Consider the following 17797-nt stretch of genomic DNA (forward strand, 5'->3'; position numbering starts at 1 on the left):
ATACTATAAACCGAGATAACCATGTCATGTATATTTTGTGAAAAAGAGAGTGGGGAAACCCACTCTTTCGTGTTACTATCTACATTTTATTTCTGTAGATAGTAAAGATATTTCTGTCGTATATACATATTTTGTTACAAGTTTTACTTCTTAAATTTGGTAATACTAAGACAGATATTCCCTGCTTAACGGCAGGGGCTTTTGTTAGCTAACGAGAAAGAATAAGATATACCGTCTTTATGAACGGAATCTTTTCTTGTAAATGGTACATGGCGGCAGGAAGGAGGCTGTTTATGGATAAGAAAGTCACAGAAGTTGTAGAAGCATTTGCACAGCCAATCGTTGAAGAGTTAAATCTTGAACTTGTAGATGTAGAGTATGTGAAAGAAGGACAAGACTGGTTCTTACGCGTATTCATCGATTCTGAAAAGGGAGTCGACATTGAAGAATGCGGTGCGGTAAGTGAACGTTTAAGCGAAGCTTTAGATAAAGAGGATCCAATTCCTCATCTTTACTTTTTGGATGTATCATCTCCTGGAGCGGAACGCCCATTAAAGAAAGAGAAAGACTTCCAGCAAGCGGTAGGAAAACAAGTGGCAATTAAAACATATGAGCCGATTGATGGTGAAAAGATGTTTGAAGGAAAGCTACTTTCCTACGACGGTACTACAATTACACTACTATTAACAATTAAAACACGTAAAAAAGAAATCCAAATTCCAATGGATAAAGTTGCAAATGCGCGACTTGCTGTTACGTTTTAGTAAGAAGGGGGATCTTCATGAGCACTGAGTTGTTAGATGCTTTGCTCGTATTAGAGTCAGAAAAAGGTATTAGTAAAGATATTATTATTGATGCAATTGAAGCAGCATTAATATCTGCTTATAAACGCAATTTTAACCAAGCACAAAACGTTCGTGTGAGCTTTAACCCAGAAGTGGGAACAATTCAAGTTTTAGCACGTAAGGACGTTGTTGATAATGTGTTTGATCCACGTCTTGAAATCTCTGTAGAAGAGGCAAGACAAATTAATCCAAACTACCAAGATGGCGACGTACTAGAAATTGAAGTAACGCCAAAAGATTTTGGTCGTATTGCAGCGCAAACTGCAAAACAAGTTGTAACACAACGAGTTCGTGAGGCGGAACGTGGTGTTATTTATTCAGAATTTAGTGATCGTGAAGAAGACATTATGGTTGGTATTGTACAGCGTCAAGATGCTCGTTTCATCTATGTAAGCTTAGGAAAAGTGGAAGCTTTATTACCTGTAAGTGAGCAAATGCCAAATGAGCAATATAAACCACATGATCGTATTCGCGTATTCATTACAAAAGTAGAAAAGACAACGAAAGGACCACAAATTTACGTATCACGTACACATCCTGGTCTTTTAAAACGTTTATTCGAAATGGAAGTTCCAGAAATTTATGATGGAACTGTAGAAATTCGCTCTGTAGCGCGTGAAGCAGGCGACCGTTCTAAAATTTCTGTATATGCAGAGAATATCGATGTTGATCCAGTAGGTTCTTGTGTAGGACCAAAAGGACAACGTGTACAACGCGTTGTAGATGAACTAAAAGGTGAAAAGATTGACATCGTTCGCTGGTCAAATGACCCAGTTGAATATGTTGCGAATGCTTTAAGTCCATCACAAGTCGTTAAAGTACTTGTAGATGAAGAAGAAAAAGCAACAACTGTTGTTGTTCCAGACCACCAGCTTTCATTAGCAATTGGTAAGCGTGGACAAAATGCGCGCCTTGCAGCTAAATTAACAGGCTGGAAAATTGATATTAAAAGTGAGTCTGATGCGAAACAACTTGGTATTGTGACAGAAGAAGATAGCGTAATCGCATTCGGATTCGATTCAGTTGAAGACGAAATCGAGTAGAGGTGATGAGTATGAGCAATCGAAAAGTTCCGTTACGAAAATGTATTGCGACGCAAGAGATGAAATCAAAACGAGAGCTCGTTCGCATTGTTCGTTCCAAAGAGGGCGAAGTGTCTATTGATTTATCAGGAAAAAAATCAGGACGAGGTGCATATTTGTCAAAAGATAAAGAATGCATTATTCAAGCCCAAAAGAAAAATATTTTGGAATATCATCTAAAAGCGAAAATCGACAGTTCTCTGTACGAAGAGCTTCTTGAGCTTGTTGAGAAGGAGTCGAAATAAGTGTCCGATTGGAAATCGTTTTTAGGACTAGCAAACCGCGCTCGAAAAATTATTTCGGGTGAAGAACTCGTTTTAAAAGAAGTACGAAGTGGCAAAGCAAAGCTCGTATTGCTTTCTGAAGATGCGTCAGCGAACACTACAAAACGTATCATTGATAAAACCACGTACTACAACATACCAATGAGAAAAGTCGAAAATCGACAACAATTAGGGCATGCGATTGGGAGAGACGAGCGAGTCGTTGTAGCTGTGTTAGATGAAGGCTTTGCGAAAAAGCTACGTAGCATGCTCGATACAAATTACCGGGGGTGAAGGTATGAGTAAAATTCGAGTACATGAATATGCAAAAAAAAATAATATCTCAAGTAAAGATCTTATGACAAAACTAAAAGAGATGAATATCGAGGTTTCGAATCATATGACAATGTTAGAAGATGAAGTAGTAAACAAATTAGATAATCAATATAACACTGGAGCGGAAAAACCTTCTGTTGCAGATGAGTTTGAAGTAGAAGAGAAAGTTGTTCGCAGTAAAAAGAACAGCAATAAGAAGAAGAAAAAAGGCAAAGGAAATGAAGACAAACGTCAAGATAACTTTGCTGGAAGACAACAAACACAAGTTGTAGAAACACCAGATAAAATTACTTTCTCTGGAAGCCTTACAGTAGGTGACCTTGCTAAAAAGTTAAGCAAAGAGCCATCTGAAATTATTAAAAAGCTCTTCATGCTAGGAATTATGGCAACAATTAACCAAGATCTAGATAAAGATACAATTGAGTTAATTGCTACTGATTACGGTATTGAAGTAGAAGAAGAAGTAGTTGTAAGTGAAACTGAATTTGAAACATTCATCGATGAGCAAGATGATGAAGAAAACTTAAAAGAACGTCCAGCTGTTGTTACAATTATGGGACACGTTGACCATGGTAAAACAACTTTACTTGACTCTATCCGTAATTCAAAAGTAACTGCTGGCGAAGCTGGCGGAATTACGCAGCATATTGGTGCATACCAAGTTGAAGTAAACGATAAGAAAATTACATTCTTAGATACGCCTGGTCACGCGGCATTTACAACGATGCGTGCTCGTGGTGCGCAAGTAACGGATATTACAATTCTGGTTGTTGCAGCTGATGACGGTGTTATGCCACAAACAGTAGAAGCGATTAGCCATGCGAAAGCGGCTGGAGTACCAATTATTGTGGCTGTGAATAAAATGGATAAACCAGCGGCAAATCCTGATCGTGTAATGCAAGAATTAACAGAATATGAATTAGTTCCAGAAGCTTGGGGCGGAGACACGATTTTCGTACCAATTTCTGCAATTCAAGGCGAGGGAATTGACAACTTGCTAGAAATGATTCTTCTTGTAAGTGAAGTAGAAGAATATAAAGCAAATCCAAATCGCTATGCAACTGGTACTGTAATTGAAGCGCAGCTTGATAAAGGTAAAGGAACTATCGCGACATTACTTGTTCAAAACGGTACACTTCGAGTTGGAGATCCAATCGTTGTTGGGACATCATTCGGTCGTGTTCGTGCAATGGTAAGTGATATTGGTCGTCGTGTAAAAGTTGCCGGTCCATCAACTCCTGTTGAAATTACAGGTTTAAATGAAGTACCACAAGCGGGCGATCGTTTCATGGCATTCGCTGATGAGAAGAAAGCTCGTCAAATCGGTGAATCACGTGCACAAGAAGCATTAGTTGCACAACGTGGTGAGAAATCTAAATTAAGCCTTGAAGATTTATTCCAACAAATCCAAGAGGGCGATGTAAAAGAAATTAACTTAATTGTGAAAGCAGACGTACAAGGTTCTGTAGAAGCAATGGCAGCATCACTTCGTAAAATTGATGTTGAAGGCGTAAAAGTGAAAATTATCCATACAGGCGTAGGTGCGATTACAGAATCAGATGTTATTTTAGCTTCTGCATCTAATGCAATTATAATTGGATTCAACGTACGCCCTGATGTAAATGCGAAGCGTACAGCTGAATTAGAGAACGTTGATGTTCGTTTACACCGTATTATCTATAAAGTAATCGAAGAAATCGAATCAGCAATGCAAGGTATGCTGGATCCAGAATTCGAAGAAAAAGTAATCGGTCAAGCGGAAGTTCGTCAAACGTTCAAAGTAACAAAAGTTGGAACAATCGCAGGTTGTTACGTAATAGACGGTAAAATTACACGTGATAGTGGCGTTCGTATTATCCGTGATGGCGTAGTAATTTTCGAAGGACAACTGGATACGTTAAAACGTTTCAAAGACGACGTAAAAGAAGTTGCACAAAACTATGAGTGTGGTATTACAATTGAGAGATATAATGATCTTAAAGAAGGGGACATCATTGAAGCGTACATTATGGAAGAAGTGAAGCGATGATTATCGCTTCACTCTCATTCGAGTGTATGATTTACGATGTGCATTCTTTAAAAGAGAAACGAGCAATTTTGCAACGTGTGTTAACTCGTGTGAAACAGCGCTATAATGTAGCTGTTTCTGAAGTTGGGCATCAAGATGTATGGCAACGTACAGAAATTGCAATTGTTTCCGTATCCTCAAATCGTGTTATCTGTGAAAAAGAAATGAATCGTGTACTTGAGTATATCGATTCATTTCCTGAAATTGAACGTACGATAACACAATTGGAATGGTATTGAATGAGGTGAAGAATTATGAAATTACGTGCGAACCGTGTGGGCGAGCAAATGAAAAAAGAATTAGGCGACATTATCAGTCGTAAAATTAAAGACCCACGTGTTGGATTTGTTACAGTAACAGATGTACAAGTGAGTGGAGATTTGCAAATTGCTAAAGTATATATTTCTGTTTTAGGTGACGAAGAACAGAAAGAAAATACATTAAAAGGTTTAGCGAAGGCAAAAGGCTTTATTCGTTCAGAAATTGGCCAACGTATTCGTCTTCGTAAAACACCGGAAATTTCCTTTGAGTTTGATGAGTCTATCGGATATGGTCATCGAATTGATACACTTTTACATGAAATTAATAAAGACGGTAAACGTGAAGAATAATGGATAGACATTTGTCTATCCATTTTTTCAATGTAAAATAAGTTTTGCATAATTAACAGAATAACGATGAGGTGAATATATGGAAGGTGTAGTATTATTACATAAGCCAAAGGGCATGACATCACATGATTGTGTATTTAAATTAAGAAAGATTTTGCGTGAGAAACGAATTGGTCATACAGGAACATTAGATCCAGATGTAACAGGAGTATTACCTATTTGTGTTGGACGAGCGACGAAGATTGCACAATTTTTAACAAGTGAAACGAAAACATATGAAGGTGAAGTAACATTAGGGTTTTCTACGACAACTGAAGATGCTTCAGGTGAAGTTGTGGAACAACACGATGTAAATCGTGTCATTACACGCAAAGAAGTAGAAGAGGTACTAGCAGAACTAACAGGGACTATTGAACAAATGCCACCGATGTTCTCAGCTGTAAAAGTGAACGGGAAAAAGCTATATGAATATGCAAGAGCAGGACAAGAAGTTGAACGTCCAGTTCGTACAATTACAATTCATGAATTTGTATTACTTGATGAGCGTGACGTTTTTGAAGGGGAAAACATTTCATTCCGCTTCCGTGTAACGTGTAGTAAAGGAACCTATGTAAGAACGCTAGCAGTAATGATTGGTGAAAAACTTGGTTTTCCATCGCATATGTCTCACCTTGTAAGAACAGCATCTGGTGAATTTTTACTAGAAGATTGCATATCATTTGAAGAAATTGAAGAAAACGTGCAAAATGGAACAGTAGAGTCTATTTTCATTTCAATTGATGAAGCGTTAAGCAAGTTTCCGAAAATGGTTGTAGATGAAAAGCAAGCAGAGAAAATAAAAAATGGTATGTTCTTAAAGAATGAATTAGAAATAACAGCACCATTTATTACAGTATTTGATAAAAATGATCGTTGCTTAGCAATTTATGAGCATCATCCAAAACACCTTGGTATGCTAAAGCCAATGAAAGTACTTGTGAATAATCAAGAACTAAAGCTATAATGAATTATTGGAAGGATTATTACAGAAAAAGGTGAATTCAAGCGTGAAACTTATTCATTTAACTCATCCACATGAACAAAATAAAATAGAATTACCACCTACTGTAATGGCATTAGGATATTTTGATGGCATTCATTTAGGACATCAACGTGTAATTCGAACAGCGAAAAAAATAGCGGATGAAAGAGGATGTAAAAGTGCTGTCATGACGTTTCATCCACACCCATCTGTTGTATTAGGAAAAAAAGAAGCGCATGTGGAGTACATTACACCGATGCGCCTTAAAGAAGAAATCATCGCAAGTTTAGGAATTGATATATTATATGTAGTGAAATTCGATGAACCATTTGCTGGCTTATTGCCACAACAGTTTGTCGATGATTATATTATTGGTTTAAATGTAAAGCATGTAGTAGCAGGCTTTGATTATTCATATGGACGTTTAGGAAAAGGGAAGATGGAGACTTTACCATTTCATGCAAGAGGGGAGTTTACACAGACCGTGATCGAAAAAGTTGAATATCAAGAAGAAAAAGTAAGTTCTACTTCATTACGAAAGTTAATTCGAAATGGTGAAATGGAACAAATTCCATCTATTTTAGGAAGAGCATACACGGTAAAAGGAACAGTTGTGCACGGTGATAAGCGTGGACGCCAAATTGGTTTTCCGACTGCAAATGTAGGTTTAAGTGATGAATATTTGTTGCCACCTGTAGGTGTATACGCAGTAAGGCTGAAAGTCCATGATGAATGGCATGATGGCGTATGTAATATCGGATATAAACCAACTTTCAAAGAGAATGAGCGTCAATTATCGATTGAAGTACACCTATTTGAATTTAATAAAGACATATATGAACAAAGTGTTACAGTAGAGTGGCACATGCGTATAAGAGAAGAAAAAAGGTTCAATGGTATTGATGAGTTAGTTGCACAAATCGCTCGGGATAAAAAAGTTGCCCAAGAATATTTTGCGAGCGTAAAGAATACACTTGCTTTTTCAAATGAAAAGTAGTATTCTATGTTATGTACTTTATGACAACCATTGCTTGGCATTGCGACTCACCGACGCTTGCTAGGTAATTGGGGGTTTAATTAATAGGAGGTGAAATAGGATGGCTTTAACACAAGAGCGTAAAAATGAAATCATTGCACAATTTAGAACTCATGAGACTGATACTGGTTCTCCAGAGGTTCAAATTGCTGTCCTAACGGAGCAAATTAACACTCTAAACGAGCACTTACGTACTCACAAGAAAGATCATCATTCACGTCGTGGTCTATTAAAGATGGTTGGTAAACGTCGTAACTTACTTACTTACCTTCGTAATAGCGATATCACACGTTACCGTGAATTAATCACAAAGCTTGGCTTACGTCGATAGTCAAAGAAGCGGGAATATTCCCGCTTTTTTGTTAGGTAAAAATATATCTTCTACTCTTTATAGCTTACTTAATTTTCGGCAATACTAGAGGAAGAATATTGTGATATACTATCCATTTACATAGAAGAATTGAATATTTTAAATTGAGAGGGGTACTTAAATGAGTCAGGAAAAGCAAGTCTTCTCGATAGATTTAGCTGGTCGTCAGCTAACAATTGAAACAAGTCAGCTTGCAAAACAAGCAAACGGAGCAGTATTAGTAAGATATGGCGACACAGCAGTTCTATCTACAGCAACTGCATCAAAAGAGCCAAAAAATGTGGATTTCTTCCCGCTTACAGTAAACTATGAAGAACGTTTATATGCAGTCGGAAAAATCCCAGGCGGTTTTATTAAGCGCGAAGGCCGTCCGAGTGAAAAAGCAATTTTAGCAAGTCGTTTAATTGACCGTCCAATCCGTCCACTTTTCGCAGATGGTTTCCGTAATGAAGTACAAGTTGTCAGCATCGTAATGAGTGTTGATCAAGACTGTTCTTCTGAGATGGCAGCTATGCTTGGTTCTTCATTAGCATTATCGATTTCAGATATTCCATTTGAAGGTCCAATCGCAGGTGCGACAGTTGGTCGTATTAATGGCGAGTTCGTTATTAATCCAACAGTAGAACAGCAAGAACAAAGTGATATGCACCTTGTTGTAGCTGGTACGAAAGATGCAATTAACATGGTTGAAGCAGGAGCTGATCAAGTACCTGAAGAAACAATGTTAGAAGCAATTATGTTTGGACACGATGAAATTAAACGTCTAATTGCGTTCCAAGAAGAAATTGTACAAGCTATTGGTAAAGAGAAATCAGAAGTGAAGCTTTATGAAGTGGATGCTGATTTGAACCAAGCTGTACGTGAAATGGCTGAGACAGATATGCATTCTGCAATTCAAGTGCACGAAAAACATGCACGTGAAGATGCAATTAATGAAGTGAAAAAGCGTGTAATTGAGCATTACGAAGCAGAAGAAGCTGATGCTGACACATTAGGACAAGTAAATGAGATTTTATATAAAATTGTAAAAGAAGAAGTACGTCGTCTTATTACAGTTGAAAAAATCCGCCCAGATGGTCGTAAAGGTGACGAAATTCGTCCTTTAGCATCAGAGGTTGGCATTTTATCTCGTACACATGGTTCTGGTCTATTCACACGTGGACAAACGCAAGCATTAAGTATTTGTACATTAGGTGCATTAGGTGATGTGCAAATTTTAGATGGTCTAGGTGTAGAAGAGTCAAAACGCTTTATGCACCATTATAATTTCCCTTCATTTAGTGTCGGTGAAACAAGACCAATGCGTGGACCGGGTCGTCGTGAAATTGGTCACGGTGCACTAGGAGAACGTGCTCTTGAGCCTGTAATTCCATCTGAAAAGGATTTCCCATATACAGTTCGTCTTGTATCTGAAGTATTAGAATCAAATGGTTCTACTTCACAAGCGAGTATTTGCGGTAGTACATTAGCGATGATGGATGCGGGTGTACCACTTAAAGCGCCAGTTGCTGGTATTGCAATGGGTCTAGTGAAATCTGGTGAGCATTACACAATTTTAACAGATATTCAAGGAATGGAAGACCATTTAGGTGATATGGACTTTAAAGTAGCAGGTACTGCAAAAGGTGTAACTGCACTACAAATGGACATTAAAATCGATGGTTTATCTCGTGAGATTTTAGAAGAAGCATTACAACAAGCGAAAGTTGGTCGTATGCACATTCTAGATCACATGTTATCTGTTATCGCTGAACCTCGTACAGAGTTATCTGCGTATGCTCCGAAGATTATTACAATGACAATTAACCCAGATAAAATTCGTGATGTTATTGGACCAAGTGGTAAACAAATTAATAAAATCATTGAAGAAACTGGCGTTAAAATTGACATCGAGCAAGATGGTACAGTATTCATTTCATCAATTAATCAAGAGATGAATGAAAAAGCGAAGAAAATTATCGAAGATATCGTTCGCGAAGTACAAGTAGGCGAAATCTACTTAGGAAAAGTTAAACGTGTTGAAAAATTCGGTGCTTTCGTTGAATTATTTAGCGGTAAAGATGGACTTGTTCACATCTCTGAACTTGCACTTGAGCGCGTAGGTAAGGTAGAAGATGTTGTGAAAATCGGTGATGAGATTTCAGTTAAAGTTATCGAGATTGACAAACAAGGTCGTGTAAACTTATCTAGAAAAGTATTGCTAAAAGAAGAGCAAGAAAAAGAAGCTGCTAAAGAAGAAAATGCTAAAGAAGAAAACGCACAAGAACAACAATAAGTGAAAGCCAGTTTAGCTGGCTTTTTTTGTTATGTAAAAAATGTGATTCATATAGATTTTTATGTGAGTATAGGTATAGTTTTCATCATAACGCTCAAATTAACAAAGATAAGAAGAAAATGGTTTCTTTTTTTATAGTTAATGGGAGGGTTTTTTATGAAAGTTCGTATATTGGCATACATATTTATATTTTCTTTATATGTGGGTTTTGGCTCTTATTCAGTTTTTGCACAGGATAACTTGTATGAAGAGATTCGAAAGCATGCAAAACAGTACGAGATCATGCCGCAAAATGCGATGATTGATAAGATTTGGAAAGCGACGCCTGGGTATAATGGAAGAAAAGTGGATATAGAAGCGTCCTATAATAATATGAAGAAGCTCAAGAAGTTTGATCACAAACAACTTGAATTTAAGGAAGTATCACCAAGTGTCCACTTAGCAGATTTATCACCAGCTCCCATTTATCGAGGACATCCAAATAAAAAAATGGTGGGATTAACAATTAATGTGGCCTGGGGTAATGAGTATTTGCCACGTATATTAGAGATATTGAAAAAACATGATGTGAAGGCGACTTTCTTTTTAGAAGGGCGTTGGGTGAAAGAAAATTTACGGTTTGCAAAAATGATTGTGGATGCAAATCAAGAAGTAGGAAATCATTCTTACACACACCCTAATATGAAAACGCTATCTGCGGATGAAATACGAGACCAATTACAAAAAACGAATCGAATGATAGAAGCAGCTACGAATCAAAAAGTGAGATGGTTTGCCCCGCCAAGCGGAAGCTTTCGGGATGAGGTAGTAAAAATAGCGGATGATTTCCAAATGGGGACGATTATGTGGACTGTAGATACAATTGATTGGAAGCGTCCAGAACCGGATGTACTATTGCAGAGAGTAATGCGAAAAATCCATCCAGGTGCTATTGTGCTAATGCACCCTACTTCATCTACGACAGAAGCGTTAGATACTATGATTAAAAATTTGAAGGAACAAGGATATAAAGTGGGGAATATTACAGAATTACTAGATGAAAAACGTGTGGATTAAATACATTTGCATGACATTCATCTGTAAACTTGTTATCATTAAACAATAGCAATTATTTAGAGAAACTGGCAGTAGGAGGAAAGTTTTTGATTAAAAAATATACTTGTAAAAATGGTGTAAGAATTGTTATGGAGAATATACCAACTGTACGCTCGGTTGCGATTGGGATATGGATCCATGCAGGTTCAAGAAATGAAAATGAAAAAAATAATGGAGTTTCGCACTTTTTAGAGCATATGTTCTTTAAAGGGACAGAAACGCGAAGTGCAAGAGAGATTGCAGAATCATTTGATAGCATTGGCGGACAAGTAAACGCTTTTACTTCAAAAGAATATACATGTTACTATGCGAAAGTGCTAGATGAGCATGCTAAATATGCTTTAGATGTATTAGCGGATATGTTCTTTAACTCAACATTTGATGAGGAAGAACTGAAAAAGGAGAAGAATGTCGTATGTGAAGAAATTAAAATGTACGAAGATGCTCCAGATGATATTGTGCATGATATGTTAACGAAAGCAACATATGAAACGCATCCGCTTGGATATCCTATTTTAGGAACAGAGGAAACGCTTGAAACATTTACAGGTGATACGTTACGTCAATATATTAAAGACCACTATACACCTGAAAACGTAGTTGTATCAATTGCTGGAAATATTGATGAAGCATTTGTTCAAACTGTGGAACAATATTTCGGTAATTACGAAGGAACAACAAATCGTGAACAAGTACATAGCCCAATTTTCCACTTTAATAAAGTATCACGTAAAAAGGAAACAGAACAAGCTCATTTATGTTTAGGATATAAAGGCTTGCAAATGGGACACGAAGATATTTATAACTTAATTGTATTGAATAATATTTTAGGTGGTAGCATGAGTAGCCGTTTATTCCAAGAAGTACGTGAACAACGTGGATTGGCATACTCAGTATTTTCTTACCATTCTTCTTATGAAGATACAGGTATGTTAACGCTTTACGGTGGAACAGGCAGTCAACAATTAGATACACTGTATGAAACAATGCAAGAAACGTTAGATACGTTAAAAAATACAGGTATTACAGAAAAAGAGCTTGTTAATAGTAAAGAACAATTAAAAGGAAACTTAATGTTAAGTTTAGAAAGTACCAATAGTCGTATGAGTCGTAACGGTAAAAACGAACTGCTTCTTCGTAAACATCGTTCTCTTGATGAGATTATTGAAAGTGTAAATACTGTAACAAAACAAAATGTAGACGAATTAATTCGCAACATGTTTACCGATGAATTCTCTGCAGCACTTATTAGTCCAGATGGAAAACTGCCAAAAGGAATGAAACTTTAATCGGTTTTGTAATTCATTCGCTTTTGGAAATAACCGTATCTCTTTTAGATGAGATACGGTTATTTTTTTTAGATGTGCAGAATAGGTACTTATTATAGGATAACCTTCATGAAAAGTAGGATAGGGGGAGATTTAATGCGTTTAAGTGAATTAAGTGGCAAAGAGATTGTGGATTTAGAAAGAGCGGAAAAAATGGGAGTTTTAGGTCATACAGATTTAGAAATTGATGAGAGAGATGGACAAATACAAGCGCTTATTATACCTGTTGGGAAATGGGGAGGTTTTAAAAGAGAACAGCAAGAAATGAGAGTAGAATGGAGCAAAATAAAGAAGGTGGGACATGATATGATACTTTATGATCTTACGAACCATTCAAAATCGGAGTGAAAGATGACCATTTTGGTTGTCTTTTTTTATTTTTATATAAAGTGAAACTTTAATCAGTGGGGGATTTGTCCGTCCCCCACTGATTATTAGCCCACACCAATCGGGATAAAGAAGATAAATCACGTGTGCTTTTTGTTTTTCAATCACCTCAAACTCGTACATTACATATGATGTGGAGGAAAAAGAAAAAGTAGGCATTTTTCTTATAAATGAAAGAAAAAGAAGGTGAATTAGGGAATGTTGACTGAGATGCATATTGCTGTCATAGGAGGAGATGCACGGCAGCTAGAAGTAATTCGCAAGCTAGTCGAACTGGACGCGAAACTTTCATTAATAGGGTTTGAACAGTTAGATCATGGCTTCACAGGGGCAGCAAAAGAAAGTATACAAGATTTAGATTTCACTTCTTTAGATGCGATTATTTTGCCGGTTGCAGGGACGAATGCCAAAGGAGAAATAGATACTATTTTTTCAAATGAAAAAGTTTCCATAACGAAAGAACAAATTGAAAAGACGCCAGAAAACTTTACTATATATTCAGGTATTGGTACACCTTACTTGGAAAATCTCGTGTCTACTACAAATCGCAAACTGGTAAAATTATTTGATCGTGATGATGTTGCAATCTATAACTCTATTCCGACTGTAGAAGGTACATTAATGATGGTTATTCAACATACTGATTACACAATTCATGGGTCGAATGTAATGGTTTTAGGATTTGGTAGAACTGGTATGAGTGTAGCAAGAGCCTTTCAATCATTAGGAGCACATGTCAAAGTTGGAGCGAGACGTTCGGAACATATTGCTCGTATTACAGAAATGATGTTTTCTCCTTTTCATATGCAAGACATTGAGAAAGAAGTAGGCAATATCGATATTGTTATTAATACAATTCCGCATCTCGTGGTAACGGCAAGTGTAATTTCACGGATGCCTGCTCACACGTTAGTTATAGATTTGGCTTCTAAGCCAGGTGGAACAGACTTTCGTTATGCGGAAAAGCGAGGCGTGAAGGCACTATTAGCACCTGGTCTTCCTGGAATTGTTGCACCGAAAACAGCAGGGCAAATTTTAGCGAATGTTCTTTCTCAATTATTAATAGCAGATGCAGGTGCAAAGGAGGAGGATGAGAAATGAATTTAAAGGGGAAACGAATTGGTTTCGGATTTACAGGTTCACATTGTACGTATGAGGAAGTTATGCCACATCTAGAAAAGTTAATTGCAGAAGGTGCGGAAGTGCGTCCAGTTGTCTCTTATACTGTCGAATCAACAAATACTAGATTTGGCGAAGGGGCAGAATGGATTAAAAAGATTGAAGAAATAACGGGATTTAAAGCAATAAATTCAATTGTCGGAGCAGAACCATTAGGACCGAAAATCCCGCTAGATTGTATGGTAATAGCTCCTTTAACTGGAAATTCGATGAGTAAATTTGCTAACGCGATGACAGATTCTCCAGTATTAATGGCGGCGAAGGCGACGCTTAGAAATGGCAAGCCTGTTGTGTTGGCTGTATCGACGAATGATGCTTTAGGTCTTAATGGGGTAAATCTTATGCGCTTAATGGCCACAAAAAACATATACTTCGTCCCGTTCGGCCAAGATGCACCAGAGAAAAAACCGAACTCAATGGTAGCTCGTATGGAGTTACTTGAAGATACAGTATTAGAGGCGTTACAAGGAAAGCAATTGCAACCTGTTGTTGTAGAAAAATTCAGATATATGAATTAAAAAACGAAAAAAAACGGACAATTTTTGATGAAACCATCATTCTTACTGTAGAATATGATAAAATTAACGTTATTAAGATTAGAAGGGGCATCGTAGCTCCTTCTAATTCTAAGTTATAGAAGGATTGGTATCTAGAAAGGGGCATAGTGATGGAAAAGCAAAAAACTTTTCATGTCGCTGTAGTTGGAGCAACCGGCGCAGTTGGTGAACAAATGTTAAATACTTTAGAGAAACGAGAATTTCCAATTGGGAAGTTAACGTTACTTTCATCTAAACGATCTGCAGGTAAGAAACTTGTATTTAAAGGCGAAGAATTTACAGTTCAAGAGGCAACTCCTGAAAGTTTTGAAGGAGTAGATATTGCACTATTTAGTGCTGGTGGATCTGTATCGAAACAATTAGCACCTGAAGCAGCAAAGCGCGGTGCAATTGTTGTTGATAATACAAGCGCATTCCGTATGACAGAAAACGTGCCACTTGTTGTACCTGAAGTAAATGAAAATGATTTAAAAGAACATAATGGTATTATTGCAAATCCAAACTGTTCTACAATTCAAATGGTAGTAGCTCTTGAGCCAGTTCGTCAGCAATATGGTTTAACACGAGTAATCGTTTCCACATACCAAGCTGTATCGGGTGCTGGTGCGGCAGCTATTGAAGAACTTCATGAACAATCACAAGCAATCTTAAATGGAGAAGAAGTAAAGGCGAATGTTTTACCTGTATCAGGTGATGAAAAGCATTTCCAAATCGCTTTTAACGCTATTCCACAGATTGATAAATTCCAAGATAATGGATTTACATTTGAAGAAATGAAAATGATTAATGAAACGAAAAAAATTATGCATATGCCTGAATTAGAAGTAGCTGCGACATGTGTACGTTTACCAGTTGTATCAGGTCATTCTGAGTCTGTGTACATTGAAGTGGATAAAGAAGGCGTAACAGTAGAAGAAATGAAAAACTTACTTGCAAATGCAGAAGGTATTGTACTGCAAGATAATCCAGCAGAGCAGTTATATCCAATGCCTGCTACTGCAGTAGGTAAAAACGAAGTATTCGTTGGAAGAATCCGTAAAGATTTAAATAATGATAAAGGGTTCCATCTTTGGGTCGTATCTGATAACTTATTAAAAGGCGCTGCATGGAATTCTGTTCAAATCGCAGAGCGCTTAGTAAAATTACAATTAGTGTAAACGGCTAAGAGAAGGTGCAAAATATGAAAATTATTGTTCAAAAATTTGGTGGTACATCAGTACGTGATGACAATGGGCGTAAGCATGCGCTTCACCATATAAAAAAATCGTTAGCTGCTGGTTATAAAGTAGTTACTGTCGTATCAGCAATGGGCCGTAAAGGTGAACCGTATGCAACTGATACGTTATTAAGTCTTGTAAATCAAGAGGAATCTAATATTTCTAAACGTGAGCAAGATTTATTATTATCATGTGGAGAATTAATCTCAGCAATTGTTTTCTCTAATATGTTAAATGAGAATGGTATAAAAGCAGCAGCGCTAAATGGTGCACAAGCTGGTTTTGTAACGAATGCGGATTTTACTAATGCGAAAATAGTTGAAATGAATTGCGATCGTATACATGAAGAGTTACAAAATGTAGATGTTATTGTCGTTACTGGATTCCAAGGTCAAACGAAAAATGGAGATACGACAACACTTGGACGCGGAGGTAGTGATACTTCAGCTTCAGCATTAGGTGTTGCGCTTCATGCTGAATATATTGATATCTTCACAGATGTAGAAGGTGTTATGACTGCGGATCCTCGTATCGTTAAAGATGCACGTCATCTTCAAACGGTAACGTATAACGAGATTTGTAACATGGCTTACCAAGGTGCGAAAGTTGTTCATCCGCGTGCGGTTGAAATTGCGATGCATGCAAAAGTACCACTTCGTGTACGCTCTACGTATTCTGATAGTGAAGGTACTCTTATTGCGGCATACGATGGTGCTACAAAAGGGCAGGATGTAGAAGAACGTCCTGTTACAGGTATTGCTCACGTATCAAGCGTAACGCAAATTAAAGTACTTGCAAAAGAAACTGCATATGATTTGCAACAACATGTGTTTAAAGAGATGGCAAACGAAGGCATTAGTGTTGACTTAATTAATATTTCTCCTACTGGCGTAGCTTATACAGTAAGTGATAGTGTATCAGCTCGCGCTGAGGAAGTCTTAAAACAACTTGGATATGAGCCAATTGTGACAGAACATTGCGCGAAAGTATCTATTGTTGGAGCTGGAATGGCAGGTATTCCAGGGGTTACTGCGAAAATCGTCACAGCTTTAGCGGAAAAAGGTATTCAAATTCTGCAATCAGCAGATAGTCATACGACAATTTGGGTTCTTGTAAAAGAAGCCGATTTAGTGGAGGCTGTGAATGCATTACATAGTGCATTTGAGCTTTCAAAAGAAAAGCAACTGGAACAATAAGGAGTGAGACCATGATAGATTTTGGGACAATTGCAACCGCGATGGTAACACCGTTTGATAAAAACGGTAATATCGATTTTGCAAAGACAACGAAATTGGTAAATTATTTAATGGATAACGGTACAACAGCAATCGTGGTAGGAGGAACGACAGGAGAATCTCCTACATTAACATCAGAAGAAAAAGTAGCGTTATATCGCCATGTCGTATCTGTTGTCGATAAAAGGGTGCCCGTAATCGCTGGAACAGGTAGCAATAATACGCATGCTTCTGTTGATTTAACAAAAAAGGCAACTGAAGTTGGTGTTGATGCAGTTATGCTAGTGGCGCCGTATTATAACAAACCGAGTCAAGAAGGGATGTATCAGCATTTTAAAACAATCGCTGAAAGCACTCCGATTCCGGTTATGCTATATAATGTTCCGGGACGATCTATTGTACAAATCTCCGTTGATACAGTTGTTCGTTTATCAGAAATAGAAAACATTGTTGCGATTAAAGATGCAGGCGGCGATGTGTTAACAATGACAGAAATCATTGAAAAAACAGCGGACGACTTTGCGGTATACAGCGGTGATGATGGTTTAACGTTACCAGCTATGGCAATTGGAGCAAAAGGTATTGTTTCTGTAGCATCTCATGTTATCGGGAATGAAATGCAAGAAATGATTGCTGCATTCCAAGCTGGAGAGTTCAAAAAAGCGCAGAAATTACATCAATTACTAGTAAAAGTAACGGATGCACTATTTATGGCGCCAAGCCCAACACCAGTAAAAACAGCATTACAAATGGTTGGATTAGATGTAGGTTCGGTACGTTTGCCGCTTCTTCCATTAACAGAAGAAGAAAGAGCAACGTTACAATCTGTAATGCAATCTATTCCTCGTTAATAAAAATGGCCTAGTGAAAAACTAGGTCATTTTTATTTTAA

At 37.4% G+C, this 17797-nt stretch carries 19 protein-coding genes; all 19 read left to right on the forward strand.

Annotated features, from left to right (window positions below; translation table 11 throughout):
- Nucleotides 1-293 precede the first annotated feature (293 nt).
- The 19 genes from rimP (at nt 294) to dapA (ending at nt 17756) form a co-directional block, all read left to right on the forward strand.
- Complete coding sequence (rimP, locus tag U860_RS0109635; RefSeq protein WP_000359095.1) at nt 294-764, forward strand: ribosome maturation factor RimP; 471 nt, start codon at nt 294-296, stop codon at nt 762-764.
- A gap of 17 nt (nt 765-781) precedes the next feature.
- Nucleotides 782-1888 (forward strand): transcription termination factor NusA, encoded by a 1107-nt coding sequence (nusA, locus tag U860_RS0109640; protein WP_002173086.1) that lies wholly within the window; start codon nt 782-784, stop codon nt 1886-1888.
- 11 nt (nt 1889-1899) lie between these two features.
- A complete protein-coding gene (locus U860_RS0109645; protein WP_025148346.1) occupies nt 1900-2172 on the forward strand; it encodes a YlxR family protein in 273 nt (90 codons plus the stop codon).
- Nucleotides 2173-2484: a YlxQ family RNA-binding protein gene (locus U860_RS0109650; RefSeq protein ID WP_001286519.1), complete on the forward strand. Its 312-nt coding sequence runs from the start codon at nt 2173-2175 to the stop codon at nt 2482-2484.
- Between the two features lie 4 nt (nt 2485-2488).
- Entirely contained in the window at nt 2489-4555 is a 2067-nt protein-coding gene (gene infB / locus U860_RS0109655) for a translation initiation factor IF-2 (protein ID WP_025148347.1), read from the forward strand.
- Nucleotides 4552-4833 (forward strand): DUF503 family protein, encoded by a 282-nt coding sequence (locus U860_RS0109660; RefSeq protein WP_000582364.1) that lies wholly within the window; start codon nt 4552-4554, stop codon nt 4831-4833. Before infB ends, U860_RS0109660 begins: the two co-directional genes overlap by 4 nt.
- A 15-nt stretch (nt 4834-4848) precedes the next feature.
- Nucleotides 4849-5205: a 30S ribosome-binding factor RbfA gene (gene rbfA, locus U860_RS0109665; protein WP_017151269.1), complete on the forward strand. Its 357-nt coding sequence runs from the start codon at nt 4849-4851 to the stop codon at nt 5203-5205.
- Between the two features lie 79 nt (nt 5206-5284).
- A complete protein-coding gene (gene truB, locus U860_RS0109670) occupies nt 5285-6208 on the forward strand; it encodes a tRNA pseudouridine(55) synthase TruB (RefSeq protein ID WP_025148348.1) in 924 nt (307 codons plus the stop codon).
- 43 nt (nt 6209-6251) lie between these two features.
- Nucleotides 6252-7223, forward strand: coding sequence for a bifunctional riboflavin kinase/FAD synthetase (gene ribF, locus U860_RS0109675; RefSeq protein ID WP_025148349.1), 972 nt, complete (start codon nt 6252-6254; stop codon nt 7221-7223).
- A 100-nt stretch (nt 7224-7323) separates the two neighbouring features.
- Nucleotides 7324-7593 (forward strand): 30S ribosomal protein S15, encoded by a 270-nt coding sequence (gene rpsO, locus U860_RS0109680; protein WP_001229392.1) that lies wholly within the window; start codon nt 7324-7326, stop codon nt 7591-7593.
- 160 nt (nt 7594-7753) lie between these two features.
- Nucleotides 7754-9907 (forward strand): polyribonucleotide nucleotidyltransferase, encoded by a 2154-nt coding sequence (pnp, locus tag U860_RS0109685; protein WP_025148350.1) that lies wholly within the window; start codon nt 7754-7756, stop codon nt 9905-9907.
- Between the two features lie 156 nt (nt 9908-10063).
- Nucleotides 10064-10963, forward strand: coding sequence for a polysaccharide deacetylase family protein (locus tag U860_RS0109690; RefSeq protein WP_025148351.1), 900 nt, complete (start codon nt 10064-10066; stop codon nt 10961-10963).
- Nucleotides 10964-11049: 86 nt separating this feature from the next.
- A complete protein-coding gene (locus U860_RS0109695) occupies nt 11050-12291 on the forward strand; it encodes a pitrilysin family protein (RefSeq protein WP_002173079.1) in 1242 nt (413 codons plus the stop codon).
- 135 nt (nt 12292-12426) lie between these two features.
- On the forward strand, nt 12427-12678 hold the full coding sequence (locus U860_RS0109700; RefSeq protein ID WP_025148352.1) for a YlmC/YmxH family sporulation protein: 252 nt from the start codon (nt 12427-12429) through the stop codon (nt 12676-12678).
- Between the two features lie 237 nt (nt 12679-12915).
- Nucleotides 12916-13818, forward strand: coding sequence for a dipicolinic acid synthetase subunit A (dpaA, locus tag U860_RS0109705; protein ID WP_025148353.1), 903 nt, complete (start codon nt 12916-12918; stop codon nt 13816-13818).
- Entirely contained in the window at nt 13815-14414 is a 600-nt protein-coding gene (dpaB, locus tag U860_RS0109710; RefSeq protein WP_025148354.1) for a dipicolinate synthase subunit B, read from the forward strand. Before dpaA ends, dpaB begins: the two co-directional genes overlap by 4 nt.
- 149 nt (nt 14415-14563) lie before the next feature.
- Complete coding sequence (asd, locus tag U860_RS0109715) at nt 14564-15610, forward strand: aspartate-semialdehyde dehydrogenase (RefSeq protein ID WP_002173075.1); 1047 nt, start codon at nt 14564-14566, stop codon at nt 15608-15610.
- Nucleotides 15611-15633: 23 nt separating this feature from the next.
- Nucleotides 15634-16866, forward strand: coding sequence for an aspartate kinase (gene dapG, locus U860_RS0109720; protein ID WP_025148355.1), 1233 nt, complete (start codon nt 15634-15636; stop codon nt 16864-16866).
- Nucleotides 16867-16877: 11 nt separating this feature from the next.
- The gene (gene dapA / locus U860_RS0109725; RefSeq protein ID WP_025148356.1) at nt 16878-17756 is read left to right on the forward strand and encodes a 4-hydroxy-tetrahydrodipicolinate synthase; all 879 of its coding nucleotides are present in this window, start codon (nt 16878-16880) and stop codon (nt 17754-17756) included.
- The last annotated feature ends 41 nt before the right edge of the window (nt 17757-17797 follow it).

Origin of the sequence: Bacillus sp. H1a (assembly GCF_000633475.1) — a bacterium.
GTDB lineage: Bacteria > Bacillota > Bacilli > Bacillales > Bacillaceae_G > Bacillus_A > Bacillus_A paramycoides.

Coding starts and splice junctions, on each gene's coding strand:
- asd (WP_002173075.1), top strand. CDS start 14,564: ATGGAAAAGCAAAAAACTTTTCATGTCGCTGTAGTTGGAGCAACCGGC.
- pnp (WP_025148350.1), top strand. CDS start 7,754: ATGAGTCAGGAAAAGCAAGTCTTCTCGATAGATTTAGCTGGTCGTCAG.
- dpaB (WP_025148354.1), top strand. CDS start 13,815: ATGAATTTAAAGGGGAAACGAATTGGTTTCGGATTTACAGGTTCACAT.
- dapG (WP_025148355.1), top strand. CDS start 15,634: ATGAAAATTATTGTTCAAAAATTTGGTGGTACATCAGTACGTGATGAC.
- rpsO (WP_001229392.1), top strand. CDS start 7,324: ATGGCTTTAACACAAGAGCGTAAAAATGAAATCATTGCACAATTTAGA.
- dpaA (WP_025148353.1), top strand. CDS start 12,916: ATGTTGACTGAGATGCATATTGCTGTCATAGGAGGAGATGCACGGCAG.
- rbfA (WP_017151269.1), top strand. CDS start 4,849: ATGAAATTACGTGCGAACCGTGTGGGCGAGCAAATGAAAAAAGAATTA.
- U860_RS0109700 (WP_025148352.1), top strand. CDS start 12,427: ATGCGTTTAAGTGAATTAAGTGGCAAAGAGATTGTGGATTTAGAAAGA.
- nusA (WP_002173086.1), top strand. CDS start 782: ATGAGCACTGAGTTGTTAGATGCTTTGCTCGTATTAGAGTCAGAAAAA.
- infB (WP_025148347.1), top strand. CDS start 2,489: ATGAGTAAAATTCGAGTACATGAATATGCAAAAAAAAATAATATCTCA.
- U860_RS0109645 (WP_025148346.1), top strand. CDS start 1,900: ATGAGCAATCGAAAAGTTCCGTTACGAAAATGTATTGCGACGCAAGAG.
- truB (WP_025148348.1), top strand. CDS start 5,285: ATGGAAGGTGTAGTATTATTACATAAGCCAAAGGGCATGACATCACAT.
- U860_RS0109690 (WP_025148351.1), top strand. CDS start 10,064: ATGAAAGTTCGTATATTGGCATACATATTTATATTTTCTTTATATGTG.
- dapA (WP_025148356.1), top strand. CDS start 16,878: ATGATAGATTTTGGGACAATTGCAACCGCGATGGTAACACCGTTTGAT.
- rimP (WP_000359095.1), top strand. CDS start 294: ATGGATAAGAAAGTCACAGAAGTTGTAGAAGCATTTGCACAGCCAATC.
- U860_RS0109660 (WP_000582364.1), top strand. CDS start 4,552: ATGATTATCGCTTCACTCTCATTCGAGTGTATGATTTACGATGTGCAT.